The following is a 14412-nucleotide window of genomic DNA, read 5'->3' on the forward strand; positions in this document are numbered from 1 at the left end:
CTCCTCTAGTTAGGCCGGGGTGTGCGGCAGGAGACCGGCGAAGGCCGCTACCGCGTCGTGGGCTTGCTGCTGGACCTGGGCAATCTGCTGCGGGGCCTGCTCGGCCTGCTGCTGGGCCCACTGGGCAACGCCGTCGATGGCCTGGTTGACATCGAACTGACCGGGGCCCGGAGCGGGGGCCGGGGCCGGGGGTGCGTCCGGGGCGGCCTGGATGTCCGGCGCGGGTGCCGGGGCAGGCTGCGGGGCCGGGATCGGCGGAAGCGGATCGGTGGGCATCGTCGGGTTTCCGGGCCCGCCGGACAGTGCGGCACCGGCAACACCGCCGATCGCACCGCCCGCCACAGCACCGGCAACACCGCCGAGTGCCGCACCGGCCGCGCCTGCGGCCGCTGCGCCAGCGGCCGCGCCGAGCGCGGTACCGGCGACACCGGATGTGACGGTTCCGACGACGGGAACGGGGACGAAAGTTCCGAGAGCGGCACCGGCGATGCCGCCGACGGTTCCGCCGATCAGGCCACCGGCGACGGCGGCGGGCACGCCCACCACAATCGCCCCGGTGGTCCCGCCGATGAGCGCTCCGGCGGCCGCGCCGGTCGTGGTTCCGGCGGCCGCGCGGCTGGCCTGGTCGGCGGGCATCCCGTTGGCGGTGTAGACGCCATCAACGATGGAGTTGCCGTAGTCCAGCCATCCGTTCGCCCACTCGGCGACATCGCGCGGCACGAAGTCCGGGCGCGGGATGGTGGACGCGCCGGAACCGAGCACATCCGGCGATGTCTTCGGCAAGGGCACCTGCTCGAACTTGGGCGGCTCGGCGGGGGCTTCGGGCGTAACCTGCTGTCCGCCACCGTTGTTCGTGCCTGCACCGTTGTTGGTGCCGCCGCCGTTGTAGGTGCCGCCGCCGTTGCCGGTGGTGGGCGGAGACTGCCGCCACACGGTCGCGGGCGGGGCCTGCGGCAGTGTGGACAGGCCGGGGGTGACCGGCTCCGGAGCAGGGGCCGGGGGCTGGGTGGCCTGCGGCGAGGGGCTGGTACGCGGAACCTGTGGGCTCGGTGTCACCGGGTCCGCGGTGGCGACCCCGGCGACCATGCACACCGTGCAGGCTGCGCCGACGGCCGCCGTGGTGATCTTCTTGTACATTCCAATTTCCTTCCTGGACAACAGATATCGAGACAGTTGGCTTGGGGGTCAGACGGTTCGGAAGGCCATGAATCGCGCGGTCGCGCCTTCATGGACCAGGTAGAACAGGCCGGTGTGCAGCTGGCGGACCTGTTGCGGGCTGACGGCGAACGTCTGCTGTGCGCGAGCGGAGTTGATGCCGTGGCCGTACGGGTCGCCTGCGGCTTCGAGCTGCCAGCGCGTACCGGCGGATTCGGTCACGGTGTCGGGCAGCGCGGAGCGGCCGAGCACGACGGCGGTTCCCGCGCCGAGCATTCGGCGCTGCATCTGCGCATCGAGGCTGAAGGACTCGACGGTCTGACCGGCGAGGATCAGGCCGACATCGGCGGCGCGGGCGGTCTCGAAGATCCGGACCGCTTCGTCGGCGGCGTCGGTGTCGGGGTCCACCATTTGCGGGAACTCGTCAATGGTCACCGCGAGCGGGTGGTGACGGGCACCGGCTTTGCTCTGTTCGGAGCGCTGGGCCAGCAGTTCGCGCAGGTCGCGCAGCATGAGGTTCGCGAGCAGCCGTTCGGCGGGGCGGACCGGGACCAGGGAAACGATCGTCGCCGATCCCTGCGGGAGCTTCGTAAAGCTCCATCCCTCACCGGTTTTCGGCAGCAAGCGGCGCAGTGGGGCGAACATGGCGTCTACGTCCTGGGCCACGCTCTTGGCGTCGGAATCGCCGTGGCGGTCTTCCTCGGTGATCGGCCCAGCCAGCTGCGCGCCGAGGTGGCGCACTGGATCGGCCAGGCGCTCGGTCAGCTCATCGAGGGACTTCACCAGGGGCTTTGTGCCGCGACCGTCGATGATGATGTCCAGCACGCGCCGCATCCGCTTCGTGTAGAAGTCGGTCGATTGGGTCTTGGGCGCGATGAACATCAGCCGGTCAAGCAGCTCGTCACGGGTGGTGTCGAAGAAGTCCCACATGCCGCGCTCGACGCGAACGAGCTGTTCCGCGCCGACGTAATCACGTTGGGCGCGGGCGTCGGCGGCGAACCGCTCGGCGTCCTCGGCAATGCCCTTGAGGTCGATAAGAACGCTGGTCATGCCCATGCGGTTCTGCGCGGCGTGGATGCCCGCCAGGAACTCGGTCTTGCCGACGCCGGACCCGGCGAACACCTGCATACGTTGCTGACCGGCCGTGGCCGGGACTAGCAGCAGATCGCAGTTCGGCGCGGTGAACTGGGCGGACCTGCGGCGGTCGGTCATGGAGTCGTCGGGCATGAGGATGCCGACGCCGTAGCGAACGTCCTGGTCCACCTCGACGGGAATCGGCGCGGTCATCACGCGGTCCGGATCGACCACCGACAGACCTACGGTGTCCTCGTTCAGCGATACTCCGACCGATCGCGCTACCTGCTCGTCGTCGGCGTCGGTCATCGCGTCGATGGCCTGGGCGTTGACCAGGACATCGCGGGTGCGGCCTTCGAGCAGTTCGCGGCGCAGCAGGCGGCGGCCGATGAGGAATGCGCCCGGCGCTCCGGCGGTGCCGACGGCGAGCGAAGCGACCAGCCAGGGCCACAGCTGGCCAGGTTGGGCACCGTCGGACATCCGGATCATGGCGGCAACGGTGAAGCCCACTACCAGCGCGAACGACAGCGCGGCCCCGGCCATCAGCGGCCAGCGCTCCGGGGTGAGCCATAGCCAGAACCGCCGGTGTTTGGACGCGGCATATCCGCGGTTGCCGATGCCGAACGCGATGCCCAGCGGAACAAGGCCCGGCGCGGCGACCACGCCGACGACCACGCCGAGGGCGGCCGCGGCGATGGCGGCTGGCGGTTCGTTGCCCTTGTTGCCAGCAGCCTTGTTGGCCCCGGCGGCGGTGAGTGGGTTGGTCACGCTGAGCCTTCCTTCGGTTTCCTGCGTGCTCCGGGCGGTGGTGCCGCCCCCGGCGACACCCCTGCAATGGCGCTGGAAACGGAAGGTGCCCCCTGGGTTGTCGCACCTGGGCGGGGCGACAACCTGTAGCTACAACCGCCGACTGTACTCAGCTAACCACTTACTTTCAACAGTATTGGTGCTTAGTATCGTTACCGAGGATGGTTATTTACCGATCGGAGCCGGTTGTAGATGGCGATGGAAACTAAAGGTTGCTTTGCTGAGAACTGCCTGATGCAATCGGGTAGCATCGGCGAAAATGTGGACGTAGCAGCCTTGCTGCGTGCGTTCCTACGTAGAGTCGAGGCGATGACTACACAGCACCCCGAGTACTTGGGCCAGGTGGCGCACGCGCGGCGTGATGCTCTGGGCCTGTCCAAGCAGGCGGTTCACGCGGCCGTCGGGCTGAACCCGTTGACGATCAGCAAGATAGAAAACGGGGACGCCGGGCGTATCCGCAAAGACACGCTGACCAGGCTGGACAAGGTGTTGAAGTGGAAGGATGGATCAGCTGAGGCCGCGTGGACATCGCGGCGGCCGCCGGTGGAGATCAGCGAGGATTCCGGGGAGAAGCCCGTACCGAGCGTGCTCTACATCCCGTTTCCGCCCGAGCTGATCCAGAACACCGTGAAGATGGCCGAGCAGGTGGCCGACATCGCCGGAGAAGACGAACGGCTGGCCTCGATCGTGAGCAACATGGACACCGTTGCGGATCGCATCCTGCGGGCCTGGACGATCGCCGATGTCGAGCGCCAGCGGTACGCGGGCACGCTGAGTTCGGCAACGATAGAGATGTTGCTTGGTCACTACATGCGCCGGACTCCGGAGGCGCCCACGGTCCAGGACCAGAACGAGTTGATGTACCTGCGTTGGTTGCTGGACCGACTCCCCGAATCTGTGCCAGCTGAGCAGGCAGAACGGTTCGCCCAGCGTTGGGCGCTGGTGCAGCAGATATTCAGCGCGCCCCGGAGGATCAACGAATGAGGAACAACCCGATGTCACTGCCGTTGGCGGAAAAGCTTGAGCGGATGATCGAGTACTACCACCACTGGGGTAAACCGGCGCTCACCAACGAACAGATCGCCGAAAAACTCAGCGAACGGCTTGGTCAGGTCATCGAACCCGCGTACATCGCGGGCCTGCGCAGCGGGGCCGAGATCGCGATTCCGCGCGATGTCGCGGAGGCGCTGTGTGCGGTGCTAGGGGTCACGGACGTGCGCCTTCTGCTGCCCACCGGTGACGAAGACGTGGATCTCGATCTTCAAGTTCAAATGTGGACCCTCGTGCGTGACCGTGGTGTCCAGCACGTAGCGGCGCGGGCCATTACTCGTGACAAGCTCAGGGAGCTGATCTCCGACCTACGGGCGCTTCCGCCTCGTACCGAGTAGATCAGCTCCCTTACCTGCGGACTCGTCACCCGATCCGGCGGAACTCGACCTCGAGGTTCGACGGCCGCAGCGTCAAGTTCTCCTCGACGTCCAGCGCGGCGCTGCTCTCCAGCTCGTAGTCACGGAGCAGGGAGGCGATGATCAATTTCGCCTCGTGCAGCGCGAATGCCCTGCCGATGCAGGCCCGCGGACCGGTGCCGAACGGCCGGTACATCCACGGCTTCGGCCGGAACCCGTCCGCCAGCCACCGATCCGGCCGGAACTCCGCGGCGTCAGGGCCCCATACGTCGGTGTCGCGGTGCACCGCGAGCAGCAGCACGAACACCCATTCGCCCGCCGCGATGTCGTACCCGCCGAGCGTGGTGTCTTGCCGGGCCGCCCGGAAGAATCCTGGTGCGGTCGGCCAGAGTCGTAGCGTTTCGGAGATCACGGCTTCGGTGACCTTCAGCTTGGCCACGTCCTCGTAGGCGATCCGTCCATCGGTGGTGACGGCGGCGGCCTCGGCGCGCACGCGGGCCGCCAGCTCCGGATCTCGCGCCAGGAAGTGAGTTGCGAACGCGAGCAGGTTGCCCGTGGTCTCGTGCCCCGCGATGAACAGCGTGAGCACCTGATCGGCAATGTTGTCGTCGGGCAGCGGTTCACCATTCGCGGGGTGCAACATCCGGTCCAGCAGATCCGGGAACCGCTCGCCGGTCCGCCGGCGGGTCTCGATGACATCGAGCACGGTCCGCTTCATGAACTCGATGTCCTCGGCGTGCTGGCGGGCCCGCTTGCCGCCGGTCAGCTTGCCCAGCACCGGAATTGCCGACTCCTGCACGTACGCGAACACCCTCGTGAGCGCATCGGCGAACGGGGCCCGGCCGGGCGTATCGGCTTCGGAGAACGCACCGACCGAGTACCCGAATCCCGCCAGGCCGATGGTCTCCAAGGCGGCGTCACCCATCATGGCGGCGGTGTCGGTCACGGTTCTCTTGTCGCCGAGCCACTGCGAGGTCAGCTCGACCACGCTCACCATGGCGTCGTGGTAGTCCGCCATCGCGGCGGGAACGAACCCGTCAATCAGGGCCTCGTGGCCGCGCTTCCACTCCATCGACTCGTTGGCCGCGGTGAACAGGCCGTCGCCGGCTATCGCGCGCAGCTTCTCGTAGGGGCGGCCGAAATGCCGCTGCCAGGTCTTCTCGTCGATGACTTCGCGCATCAGGTCCGCCGAGCCCGCGAACGTCAGGTGCACCCCGCCGACGAACGTCCGCCGGTACAGCGGTCCGAGCTGCGAGAACTGCCACAACGTCTTCTGATTCGGGCGTTTGCGGTCCATGCCGAGTACGTCACCCAGGATCGGCACCCGCTTGGGCGGATGCGGAATCTTCTGCGCGGCGGGCTTCGTGGTTGTGGTCATGCGGTTGCCTTTCGGGCTTTCGAGTCGGCTTCTACAGGGGGCTGGCCTGAGTCGGCGCGGGTTCGGGTCCACTCGCGGGCGATATCCAGTACGAACAGTTCGTCTCCCACCCATGACGGCGCGGCGGCGGCTTGGTCGCCTCGCTCGGCGTTGTCCGCGCTGAGCGCAGCGCGCAGGGCGGCGCACACCTGCGCTGGGGTGGGGCGCGGAGGGAGGCCGGTCAGGTGCGGGGCCGCCGAGATCATCGTGTCCTCGATCTCGATCCGCATCCGGTGTTCGGTCACCTGCGGCAGCGTGGTCCGGGCCTGGACGTGCAGGCGCATTTCCGGCCGGGCGGCCATCATGTCTTCCCACATCGGCGCGAGCACTCGGACGTTCCGCGATGCTGCGTCCTTGCCGAGCCGGATCGCGAGCGAGGTTGCGATAGACGGCACCGCCAGCAACATCATCAGCGCCACCGGGAGCAGGAAAAGCAGGTCGTTGCCGCCAGCGCGTTCGGAGGTCAGCTGCCCTTGCACACCGGTCGTGAGCAGCCATCCCGTCACGATCCGGGTCCAGGCGTCGAGCTGGGATATCGCGATGCACGCGGTGACGATCGCGCCGAACACCGCGCGTGACCGGCTCTCGCGCCAGTGCCACATGAGGCTGACGGCGGTGACCAGCGGCAGGACCTCGGCCAGCGCGGTCGGCAGGGAGTAGACCGTCAGGTAGACCCCCGGCCGCCAGCCGGGCAGTTCCTCGACGGCGATATTCGCTGCCCGCGCCGGTGCGGAGATCCACGCCAGCGCTCCGGCGAGTACCGCGACGGCCAGCCAGATCAGCGGCACTACGGCGTTCGGCACCGGCCGCCGTGCCCGCCACAGCAGACCAATCCACAGGATCGCGCCTGCGCCGACCAGCGCGGCCGCGTGCGTCGCAAGTCGCACATCCGCGAGCGATATCCACCGGGTGAGCGTCGATTGCACTGCCCGATCCCGTAGCAGCGCCGTGCACCACATGGACGCGATCAGCACGGCCACGGCCCAATCCAGGCGCACCCGGTTGACCAGTACCGCCATACGCAGCACCAACGCGGCCGCGATCCACGTCAGCAGAGCCGCCGTCGCCGGGCCCGAGAGGGATGAGGTGGCCTCGGCCACCAGCAGGGGACTCGGGCTCATCGCCAGTTCAATTCGATCAGCGATGCCGCTCGGTGCCCCGCGCCCCCGGTGTCGTCCGGCCGGCCTCGGCTCAGTCCGGCCAGATGCGTTCCCAACCACTCGGCATCGCGCTCCGCGTCGGAGTCGAAGTGCCGACGGTGCATGATTGCGCGCACATGATCGGGGTCCAGGCCCTCGGCCAGCAGCGAGTCCGTCACGTCGAATTGGCTATCGCCACGGTGCTCGAGCAGCACGTGACCGACCTCATGCATGATCTCTTGCCGTTGACCGCGCGGTGACCTGGCGGGGTCGTACTTGATAACAAGTTCCCGCTCTGTGACCCACAGGGCACCGCAACGCGACACCGACGGCACATGGACCCGCCACGGATCGAGCACGATCCGCTTGGCGAGCCGTTCGGACAGATACGACGTGAACTCCCCCACGGTCCATGGCGGCGTCAGAGGTATCCCGTCCAGGATGCTCTGTAACCGGCTCTCCTCCACCGCAGCCCCGACCTCCAGGTTCTATACAGCGATCTTCAGATACAGCCCGTTCTACGCGGCTTGCTGGGCACTAGTCCCGCAGTTCACCACGTAGCAAGGACCGTTTTCTACCAGTTATCACCTCACAATACCCCGGTGATATAAGCAGCAGTAACGACCTTTAAGCCCACGGTAGCGAGGGCCACCGACGTACTAGCTGTGCGTTCGCGCGGAGGCGGCTATGCCCGCCCGATGGCGGGGTTCTGCATGGCGATGTGAGGGCCTGTTCTGGCGGCCGCCGGAGCGGCGGGCCGCCGATCGGTCAGTCGTCTTCCGGCTGGTGGTCCCAGAGGTGGACAGTCTCGCCGAGCTTCAGCGGCTTGTCGGCGGGGCCCTTGATGTGGGGAGGAACGATGCGGTCTTCGTGCTCGCATCCGTTGTCGCTGTGGGCGCGGGGGTTCAGGCAGGTGTTTCGCCGGTAGGGGCGCACCGGCCAGCGGCAGGACCATTCCGGGGCGCGGCGGCCGGTGGACGCGGCGGCGTCCTGTTCGGCGGCGGCTCGGCTCGGACGGTGCGCGGTGTGGACGTTGACGATTCGGACATCCGAGGGGCCGGTGATGCCGGCGCGGTGGTCGCGTTTGCGGCCCGCGCGGTTCCGGGGGATGTCCTCGGTCTCGGTGAGCTGCGTCTTTCCGGTCTGGCTCATCAGCTGCCAGGCGGTGTAGACCACCTGGGCCCATTCCTTGGTGGTGTCCGGTTCCGGCTCACCGAACGGGATGCCGAAGGCCAGGGCCATTTCGTTGTCCCAGGTCAGCGGGTTTGGGCGGGGATGGGAACTGATATCGCCTGCGGTCATCGGGGCTCCGTTCCGCGCGGTGCCGATGACGGTTTCGGGGGCCAGGCGCTCGAACGCGCTGTTCACCGGTGCGTAGAAGGTGAGCCAAACGCCGTCGAAGTGCTGGGGGATCGGCTCCAGCCCGCCACGGGTGCGCTGGTTGAACCAGCGCACAGCAGGGCCGCCGGTAGGGCCGTCGGTCACGCTAACCTCACCGGGGCACCACAGGCCCCAGCTGACGGCAACGATGGGTGTGGTGACGGTGGCGTGGGCTCCTTCGCGTCCCATGGGCCCGCCGCTCAGTACGTCGGCAACGTCCATGCTGTATCCGCCGATCGGCTCGGCGAACACCATGAACCCGTAGGGGGCGGGCAGCCGCGACGGCTTGACGGGCTCGGTCGGCGGGACCGCTGCGGCGGCCAGCGCGAGCGAGGTCATATCCGCGGTGGCGTAGTAGAGCTGCGCTTCGCGCAGGCGGCGTTCTTCGGAGCGGGCCAGCAGCACCGAGGCGATTGCGCCGGGGGATGCGTCCATACCGGGAACGGCCGGGAAGACGGCGGCCTGTCCGGCGTTGATGGCTCCGGCCAGCGAGCGCATGGACTCTTCGCCGCCGGTGTACTCGCACATCCGCATCCGCCATTCCGGCAGCTCGTGAGGCTCCGGGGCCTTCCACGGCATCGCCGCGAGATCGGTCGAAGTGGTCACGTGCTGGCCTCCAGCTCTCCGGGGACGGTTGCGGTGCGCTGTTGATACAGCCTGACCGGGCCACGGAATCCGCGGGCCCGGTCAGTGAGTCGAATTCGGGAGGCCGGCTGGCCCGGCTCTCTCTGTTGTGTTCGTTGCAGGGGCGCGCCGCGCCGGTCGGCGGGCGGTGGCGCTGGGGCTCGTCGTCACCGGTCCCAGCGCGCGGGACAGGAAAAGGGCTGCCGCGCCAACTTCGTTGGCTTGCCTCCTAAACCCCGGTGAGCTGGCTTTTTGCGGGTGTCCATTGGTCGGTGAGGTCATCGAACTCACCCTCTGTCACTGCCTCCGAGAAGTACAACCACTCGGTAGGCGTGTAGTCCAGGGCGACGCCATCGGCGGACGTGAGCGTGGCCGACCCGTCGGCGTGCACGGTGATGGCGGGCTCGGTGAGAGCTTCGGACCGACCGGCAACAGCCTCCAGGAAGTCGCTCCATTGGGCGACGGTGATGGAGATGATCGGCTGGGCCTCGGGGTCGTTGCTCGGGTCGCGCAGGTACTTGCTGTCTCGAATCAGGATCGCGGCGCCTGCCGATTTGACCTCGACACAGTTGCCATTCTGACCGCTACGCAGGGCCTTTCGCCAAACTCCGACCTCGACGCAGGCACCGTTCTGTCCGCTGCGGCGGGCCTTCCGCCAGATGACGGTGCTGTAGGTGGTCATCGTGTGAATCCTTCCAATGCTGAGATGATGAGGTTCTTGGAATCTGAGACGCTGAGCGCCTTCTTGTCGATGTCGCGCCAGACCCGCTCGTAGGCGGCGAACTCGTCTTGCTTCTGCAAGTACATCGCGCCGGTGAGCGTATCGACGTAGGCAAGCGGTGGTTCGATGGGTTCGCCGCTCGGATCGTCGGGAAATTCCAGAAGAGTGAACGAGTTCGCGGCAGACATACCGCCATGCATTCCGGCCTTCCAGGGCAGGATGCGGATCGTCACGTTCGGCCGCTTCATCAGGTCGAGCAGGTGTTCAACCTGGCGGGTCATGAGGCCATCGGTGCCGATGGGCCGCGTGATCACCGCTTCGTTCAGCACGACGTTGAGTTCCGGTGGTGGCTCGCGCGTGAGCAGGCTTTGCCGATCCAGCCGAACCTTGACCCGCTGCCGTATCTGCTCCTCGCTGGCCGAGTTCGCCGGAGTGCGGTACAGCAGCTCGGCGTACTCCTCCGTCTGGAGCAGGCCGGGAACGAGTTCCGATTCGTAGACGCGGATCTTGGTGGCCGAGTCCTCCATGATCACGAATAACCCGAACCACTCCGGTAGCTCGGTTTGGGTGTAGTCGTGCCACCACGACTTGGACCGGCCGTTGCGGGTCTCCGCGGCGAGGGCCAGCAAGATATGCCGGTCTTCCTCGCTCGCCTCGTAGAGATCGAGCAGGGCTTTCATGTTCGGCACGGTGTACCGCACAGCTTCGTGACCATCCTCCATCCGCACGATGGTCGATCGGCTGATGCCGAGCGCGTTGGAGACCTGATCTTGGGAGCGTTTGCCCCGCAGTGCGGTCAAGCGACGGCCGATGTGCCGCCGGATGAGCGCGGTACCCACCGAATCCAGTGCCACGTCAAGCCCTCCAATCACGCCGAAGTTGTGTCACGCAAATTAAACAACGACACACCTTCCGCTCACAAGACTACCCCGCGTCAGGTTGACGCAGGTCTGGGCCAAATTCGTCCCGTCTACGATCAGACGGCATGTGCTGACACAGACTGATTTCGAGCATTGTGTTATCGGTCCGAGTGTAGAACACTTGTGTTGTGGCCGGAGTCACCCCGGCGCTCCACAAACAGGCAGGGGATGCGATGGCTGTGAGGATCGAATCGGGTGGGTTTTCGCTGGTCAGGCCATCGCGCCGCCGCATAGGGGGGTGGTGCCGGTGGCTGTCCAAGTAATCCCCCAACGGCTGATGCTCAGCGACGTAACGACTCATCAGGCGCGTTACGTCGGCGAGGGGATCTGGGAGCTTTCGTGTCTTCCGGGTCGCCAACTCACCACCGAGCAGGCAGCCGCCGCGCTTCGAGCCGCTGAGGAATCGACGGCCCTTCTTGCCTGGATGAGGCCGCGAGCGCTGGAAATCGGCTTGACCGAACGCGAGCTGTTCGCGTTTGTGACCACGGGGGAGTGTGATTGGCCTCGGCCATGGACCCCGGAAGCCCCGACCGCACGGAGCCGACTTGGGCGGCGGTGGTCACTCGGCGGGGGTGCGGCGTGAACGTCAAACCGCTGATCTACGGGTACCTGCGTGCCGATCTGGTGCAGCACGCGAGCCAGCTCGAGGAATGGGAACACCAGATTCGCGAGTTCGCCAGCGCCGAAGGCTTCGATGTCGGGGCCGTGTTCCAGGAACCGCCGGACCGGATGTGGTCCGCGTTCGCCTCGCTGATGATCGAACTGAAGCGTTCCGAGTGCCACGACGTAGCCGTTCCGGCGCTATCGCACATGCTCCGGCCGGGGTCGGCGTCGCCGAACGGCCTGGTGGAGCTTCTACGCGCTGAGGCACACGCCTTCGTGTGGGTCGCCGATCCGGCCGCGAGCCGCGTCGGTTTGAACGCCACGGAGCCGCCGATGCTCCGGCGGAATGGGGGATGACGAGCAGATGCGTTCGCTTTCAACAGGTTTGACTCTGACCGATGTCATTGCGGAGGTAGGCGGGCACCGAGAGGTCTACCGCCGGGTAGGCCAGTTTGCGGCCTCCGGTGAGATCACCCGCGCGGCGGTGGTCGCTGCCGAACTGTGCGTTCACGTGCCGGTCCGCCGGATCGGCACGGCCGCGGCGGCGGCCGCCGTCTGGCGGAGGCGCTGATGTTCGAGGATGGCGCGGACAGACCCGCGACGGTGATCGACACCGCCGAAGTCATATTGGTGGCCACCGACACCGCGAACACCGGCGGCGAGACGCTGGCAGCCTCGGCGCTGCGGTTCTGGCGGCTGCCGATCGAACCGGGGGCCGCGCGGATGCGGGCCCTCGTCGCGGGCGCGGCGAATTCGGCCGATTCGGACCTGCGCCGGCTGCGCGTGCGCCTGGTGCTCCTCGACGGCGCGGTGCTGCTCGAAGTCACCTTCCTGGACGCCGAGCCGCGCGACTTCGACCCCGAGCTGATGCCCGCCGGGGCGGATTGGTCCTGGCGTCGAGACAGCGGCGGCCGATGGTGCCTGTGCGACCGGATCGCCCTGCCGCCGCGACGTACCTACGAACGAAATACGCAGTGAGAGCGAGGAATAGGTGATGAGCGCTGTTATGGCGACGACAAGAATCAGCGAGGTCGATGGAGATCGGGCCGAATGGTCGATTCACGACTCTGTGGTGCACGTGCAGGCGGTTCGGCTGGCCGACGGCACCGAAACCGCATTCGAGCCGCCGTTAGAACTGGGCCAGGCGCTCACGGAGATGCCTCGGAAGCTCTGGGACGAAGTTCTTTTCCGATACGGCATGGTCCGGCGCAGCACCGCTCAGGACTTGACGGAGGTTCCGTCATGATCGCGCCCCGAGATCCCGGCAAACAACTACCCCTGCTGATCAATCCGAACGATCCGCCACGCGAGATCGACGTTCAGGAGATGCGAGCGGTGCTCGAAACGCTGCTCGAAGGGCTCCGGCAATGGGACGGGACCACACCGGCCGCCGACGCCGGGGACGGGGAGCAGCAGGACATCCGGGCCCTGATGGACGAGTCAATGGCGGCGTTCGCGGAGATGGGCATCCAGGTCCAATTCCAGGCTCCTCGCTGACCTCAATGCCGATCCAGCCATAACCCGACCGATACGCGGCAGCATCGCGATTACGCGGCCGCAAACCACCTCAATTGAGTCACAGCCAGCATGAGCAAATCCCGTCGGCCGTCTCGGTAGACACGATGCCGCCACATGCCTGGATGACTCCCAGAGATCCGGCGTTGTCGGACCGACAGGTGAGCAGTGCGGGCCGGATTCCGAGATCGGCTGCAATACACAATGTTTGGCGGAGTATCGCTGTTCCGTACCCGAGACGGCGATACCGGGGAGCGACAACGTAGCCGATGTGTCCACCCCACCGGGCCAGTTTCTCGGTCAGGTGGTGGCGGATGTCGCTGCTGCCGACCAGCACGCCGCCGATATCGGCGACCAGGAAGGAGTAGGGCACCGCGCTCGGCGGCAGGCCGATGCCGGCCCGCGCGTTGTCCTGGATGTCCAGGTATTCCGGCCAGGAGATACCGGGCTGGTAGTCCTTGGCGAAGACGGTTCCCTCCTGGGTGAGTGCGGAGCGTAGCGCGAGAAAGGCTTCTTCGTCGCCGGGCTCTAGCGGCCGCACGGTGAGGCAGTCAGCCTTGATCACTTGGGCACCATCCTTTGTGCGGGCCTCGTTGGGTTCGTGGAAGGAACTCCGACGACTGGCCGGGCCCTGAAGGCGAGGGCCTGGCCAGTCTGTCGGTTCGTCTATTCGGCGCGGTGGAAATTCCATGCGTCGCTTACGATGTCGGCGAGTTCGGGCCGTTGTGGCTTCCAGCCGAGTACTCGGTGAGCCTTCTCGCTGGAAGCGATGCAGATCGCTGGGTCACCGGGTCGCCGGTCGCCGAGTTGGACCGGGAAGTCTCGACCGGTCACCTCCCGCACGGCGTCGAGCACCTGGCGGTTGGTGTGCCCCTGCCCGTTGCCCAGGTTGATGATCTCGTGACGGCCCGGCTCGATGGCGTCGAGCGCGAGCAGATGCGCGCTGGCGAGGTCGCTGACGTGGATGTAGTCCCGGATACACGTTCCATCGATGGTCGGGTAGTCGGTGCCGTACAGCGTGAACGAATCCCGTTGTCCGAGTGCGGCTTGCAGCAGGATCGGGATGAGGTGGGTTTCGGGGTCGTGCCGTTCGCCGAGCCAGCGCCCGCCAGCTGCCCGGACTGCGCCGCTGGCGTTGAAGTAGCGCAGGCTCGCGGCGGCGAGCGGGCCTGCGCCGCATTCGCCGCTGATCATCAGGTCTATGGCGAGCTTGGTGGCCGCGTACGGGTTTTTGGGGCTGACCGTCGCGTCCTCATCGAACGCGGTGGTGCCGTCTCCGGTGTACATCGAACCGGTGCTCGAGAAGATCAGCCGCGGAACGTGGGCGGCGCGGATCGCGCGCAGCAACGCCAAGGACCCTTCGATGTTCTGGTGCCAGTACTTCTCGGGGTTGCGGACCGATTCGGCTACTTCGATCTTCGCCGCGAAGTGGAGAACACCGTCGAATCCGGCACCTGCGGTGAGGATTTCGGCGCTGTCGTGGACCGATGCGCGGTGCAGGACAACGCCGTCGGGGACGTTCTCGGCGAAGCCTGTTGACAGGTCATCGAGTACTTCGACCTCGTGGCCGGCCTCAACGAGCTGGTGGGTCACGACGGACCCGATATATCCGGCACCGCCGGTGACGAGCAGCTTCACGGGTTGTCCTCCA

At 66.8% G+C, this 14412-nt stretch carries 17 protein-coding genes; 7 read left to right on the top strand and 10 right to left on the bottom strand.

Annotated features, from left to right (window positions below; all coding sequences use genetic code 11):
• Window positions 1-9 precede the first annotated feature (9 nt).
• Together NWFMUON74_RS35270 and NWFMUON74_RS35275 are read right to left on the bottom strand one after the other, a co-directional pair.
• Window positions 10-1137 (bottom strand): hypothetical protein, encoded by a 1128-nt coding sequence (locus tag NWFMUON74_RS35270; RefSeq protein ID WP_187689685.1) that lies wholly within the window; start codon window positions 1135-1137, stop codon window positions 10-12.
• Between the two features lie 48 nt (window positions 1138-1185).
• Window positions 1186-2997: a type IV secretory system conjugative DNA transfer family protein gene (locus NWFMUON74_RS35275; RefSeq protein WP_187689686.1), complete on the bottom strand. Its 1812-nt coding sequence runs from the start codon at window positions 2995-2997 to the stop codon at window positions 1186-1188.
• A 231-nt stretch (window positions 2998-3228) separates the two neighbouring features.
• Between NWFMUON74_RS35275 and NWFMUON74_RS35280 the strand changes: the two genes are divergently transcribed.
• Window positions 3229-4020: a helix-turn-helix domain-containing protein gene (locus NWFMUON74_RS35280; protein ID WP_187689687.1), complete on the top strand. Its 792-nt coding sequence runs from the start codon at window positions 3229-3231 to the stop codon at window positions 4018-4020.
• Window positions 4017-4424, top strand: coding sequence for a hypothetical protein (locus NWFMUON74_RS35285; protein WP_187689688.1), 408 nt, complete (start codon window positions 4017-4019; stop codon window positions 4422-4424). Before NWFMUON74_RS35280 ends, NWFMUON74_RS35285 begins: the two co-directional genes overlap by 4 nt.
• Window positions 4425-4449: 25 nt before the next feature.
• On the opposite strand, the gene NWFMUON74_RS35290 is transcribed toward NWFMUON74_RS35285, so the two are convergent.
• The 6 genes from NWFMUON74_RS35290 to NWFMUON74_RS35315 all read right to left on the bottom strand — a co-directional run bounded on the left by NWFMUON74_RS35290 (window position 4450) and on the right by NWFMUON74_RS35315 (window position 10577).
• Complete coding sequence (locus NWFMUON74_RS35290) at window positions 4450-5820, bottom strand: cytochrome P450 (RefSeq protein ID WP_187689689.1); 1371 nt, start codon at window positions 5818-5820, stop codon at window positions 4450-4452.
• Window positions 5817-6980, bottom strand: coding sequence for a DUF6545 domain-containing protein (locus tag NWFMUON74_RS35295; RefSeq protein WP_187689690.1), 1164 nt, complete (start codon window positions 6978-6980; stop codon window positions 5817-5819). The genes NWFMUON74_RS35290 and NWFMUON74_RS35295 overlap by 4 nt, the downstream gene beginning before the upstream one ends.
• Window positions 6977-7465, bottom strand: a complete 489-nt coding sequence (locus NWFMUON74_RS35300; RefSeq protein ID WP_232111290.1) for an ImmA/IrrE family metallo-endopeptidase — start codon at window positions 7463-7465, stop codon at window positions 6977-6979. The genes NWFMUON74_RS35295 and NWFMUON74_RS35300 overlap by 4 nt, the downstream gene beginning before the upstream one ends.
• A 301-nt stretch (window positions 7466-7766) precedes the next feature.
• Window positions 7767-8984 (bottom strand): hypothetical protein, encoded by a 1218-nt coding sequence (locus tag NWFMUON74_RS35305; RefSeq protein ID WP_187689691.1) that lies wholly within the window; start codon window positions 8982-8984, stop codon window positions 7767-7769.
• 247 nt (window positions 8985-9231) lie between these two features.
• Window positions 9232-9684 carry a DUF397 domain-containing protein gene (locus tag NWFMUON74_RS35310; RefSeq protein ID WP_187689692.1) on the bottom strand — a complete coding sequence of 151 codons (453 nt, stop codon included), beginning with the start codon at window positions 9682-9684 and terminating at the stop codon, window positions 9232-9234.
• Window positions 9681-10577, bottom strand: coding sequence for a helix-turn-helix domain-containing protein (locus NWFMUON74_RS35315; protein WP_187689693.1), 897 nt, complete (start codon window positions 10575-10577; stop codon window positions 9681-9683). Before NWFMUON74_RS35315 ends, NWFMUON74_RS35310 begins: the two co-directional genes overlap by 4 nt.
• Before the next feature lie 645 nt (window positions 10578-11222).
• On the opposite strand from NWFMUON74_RS35315, the gene NWFMUON74_RS35320 reads away from it, so the two are divergent.
• The 5 genes from NWFMUON74_RS35320 to NWFMUON74_RS35340 are packed head-to-tail and all read left to right on the top strand — an operon-like array spanning window position 11223 to window position 12743.
• Window positions 11223-11603 (top strand): hypothetical protein, encoded by a 381-nt coding sequence (locus NWFMUON74_RS35320; RefSeq protein ID WP_187689694.1) that lies wholly within the window; start codon window positions 11223-11225, stop codon window positions 11601-11603.
• Window positions 11593-11817 (top strand): hypothetical protein, encoded by a 225-nt coding sequence (locus NWFMUON74_RS35325; protein ID WP_187689695.1) that lies wholly within the window; start codon window positions 11593-11595, stop codon window positions 11815-11817. Before NWFMUON74_RS35320 ends, NWFMUON74_RS35325 begins: the two co-directional genes overlap by 11 nt.
• Window positions 11817-12224, top strand: coding sequence for a hypothetical protein (locus tag NWFMUON74_RS35330; RefSeq protein WP_187689696.1), 408 nt, complete (start codon window positions 11817-11819; stop codon window positions 12222-12224). The genes NWFMUON74_RS35325 and NWFMUON74_RS35330 overlap by 1 nt, the downstream gene beginning before the upstream one ends.
• Window positions 12225-12240: 16 nt before the next feature.
• Complete coding sequence (locus NWFMUON74_RS35335) at window positions 12241-12492, top strand: hypothetical protein (RefSeq protein WP_187689697.1); 252 nt, start codon at window positions 12241-12243, stop codon at window positions 12490-12492.
• Entirely contained in the window at window positions 12489-12743 is a 255-nt protein-coding gene (locus NWFMUON74_RS35340; RefSeq protein WP_187689698.1) for a hypothetical protein, read from the top strand. The genes NWFMUON74_RS35335 and NWFMUON74_RS35340 overlap by 4 nt, the downstream gene beginning before the upstream one ends.
• A 79-nt stretch (window positions 12744-12822) precedes the next feature.
• Here NWFMUON74_RS35340 and NWFMUON74_RS35345 read toward each other — a convergent pair whose 3' ends face one another.
• Together NWFMUON74_RS35345 and galE are read right to left on the bottom strand one after the other, a co-directional pair.
• Entirely contained in the window at window positions 12823-13326 is a 504-nt protein-coding gene (locus NWFMUON74_RS35345; RefSeq protein WP_187689699.1) for a GNAT family N-acetyltransferase, read from the bottom strand.
• Window positions 13327-13427: 101 nt separating this feature from the next.
• A complete protein-coding gene (galE, locus tag NWFMUON74_RS35350; RefSeq protein ID WP_187689700.1) occupies window positions 13428-14399 on the bottom strand; it encodes a UDP-glucose 4-epimerase GalE in 972 nt (323 codons plus the stop codon).
• Window positions 14400-14412 lie beyond the last annotated feature (13 nt).

Source organism: Nocardia wallacei, assembly GCF_014466955.1.
Classification (GTDB): domain Bacteria; phylum Actinomycetota; class Actinomycetes; order Mycobacteriales; family Mycobacteriaceae; genus Nocardia; species Nocardia wallacei.

Bases quoted from the DNA above. Each gene is read 5' to 3' on its own strand.
- NWFMUON74_RS35330 (WP_187689696.1), top strand. From the start codon at position 11,817: ATGTTCGAGGATGGCGCGGACAGACCCGCGACGGTGATCGACACCGCC.
- NWFMUON74_RS35270 (WP_187689685.1), bottom strand. From the start codon at position 1,137: ATGTACAAGAAGATCACCACGGCGGCCGTCGGCGCAGCCTGCACGGTG.
- NWFMUON74_RS35340 (WP_187689698.1), top strand. From the start codon at position 12,489: ATGATCGCGCCCCGAGATCCCGGCAAACAACTACCCCTGCTGATCAAT.
- NWFMUON74_RS35335 (WP_187689697.1), top strand. From the start codon at position 12,241: ATGAGCGCTGTTATGGCGACGACAAGAATCAGCGAGGTCGATGGAGAT.
- NWFMUON74_RS35325 (WP_187689695.1), top strand. From the start codon at position 11,593: ATGGGGGATGACGAGCAGATGCGTTCGCTTTCAACAGGTTTGACTCTG.
- NWFMUON74_RS35280 (WP_187689687.1), top strand. From the start codon at position 3,229: ATGGCGATGGAAACTAAAGGTTGCTTTGCTGAGAACTGCCTGATGCAA.
- NWFMUON74_RS35285 (WP_187689688.1), top strand. From the start codon at position 4,017: ATGAGGAACAACCCGATGTCACTGCCGTTGGCGGAAAAGCTTGAGCGG.
- NWFMUON74_RS35290 (WP_187689689.1), bottom strand. From the start codon at position 5,820: ATGACCACAACCACGAAGCCCGCCGCGCAGAAGATTCCGCATCCGCCC.
- NWFMUON74_RS35295 (WP_187689690.1), bottom strand. From the start codon at position 6,980: ATGAGCCCGAGTCCCCTGCTGGTGGCCGAGGCCACCTCATCCCTCTCG.
- NWFMUON74_RS35310 (WP_187689692.1), bottom strand. From the start codon at position 9,684: ATGACCACCTACAGCACCGTCATCTGGCGGAAGGCCCGCCGCAGCGGA.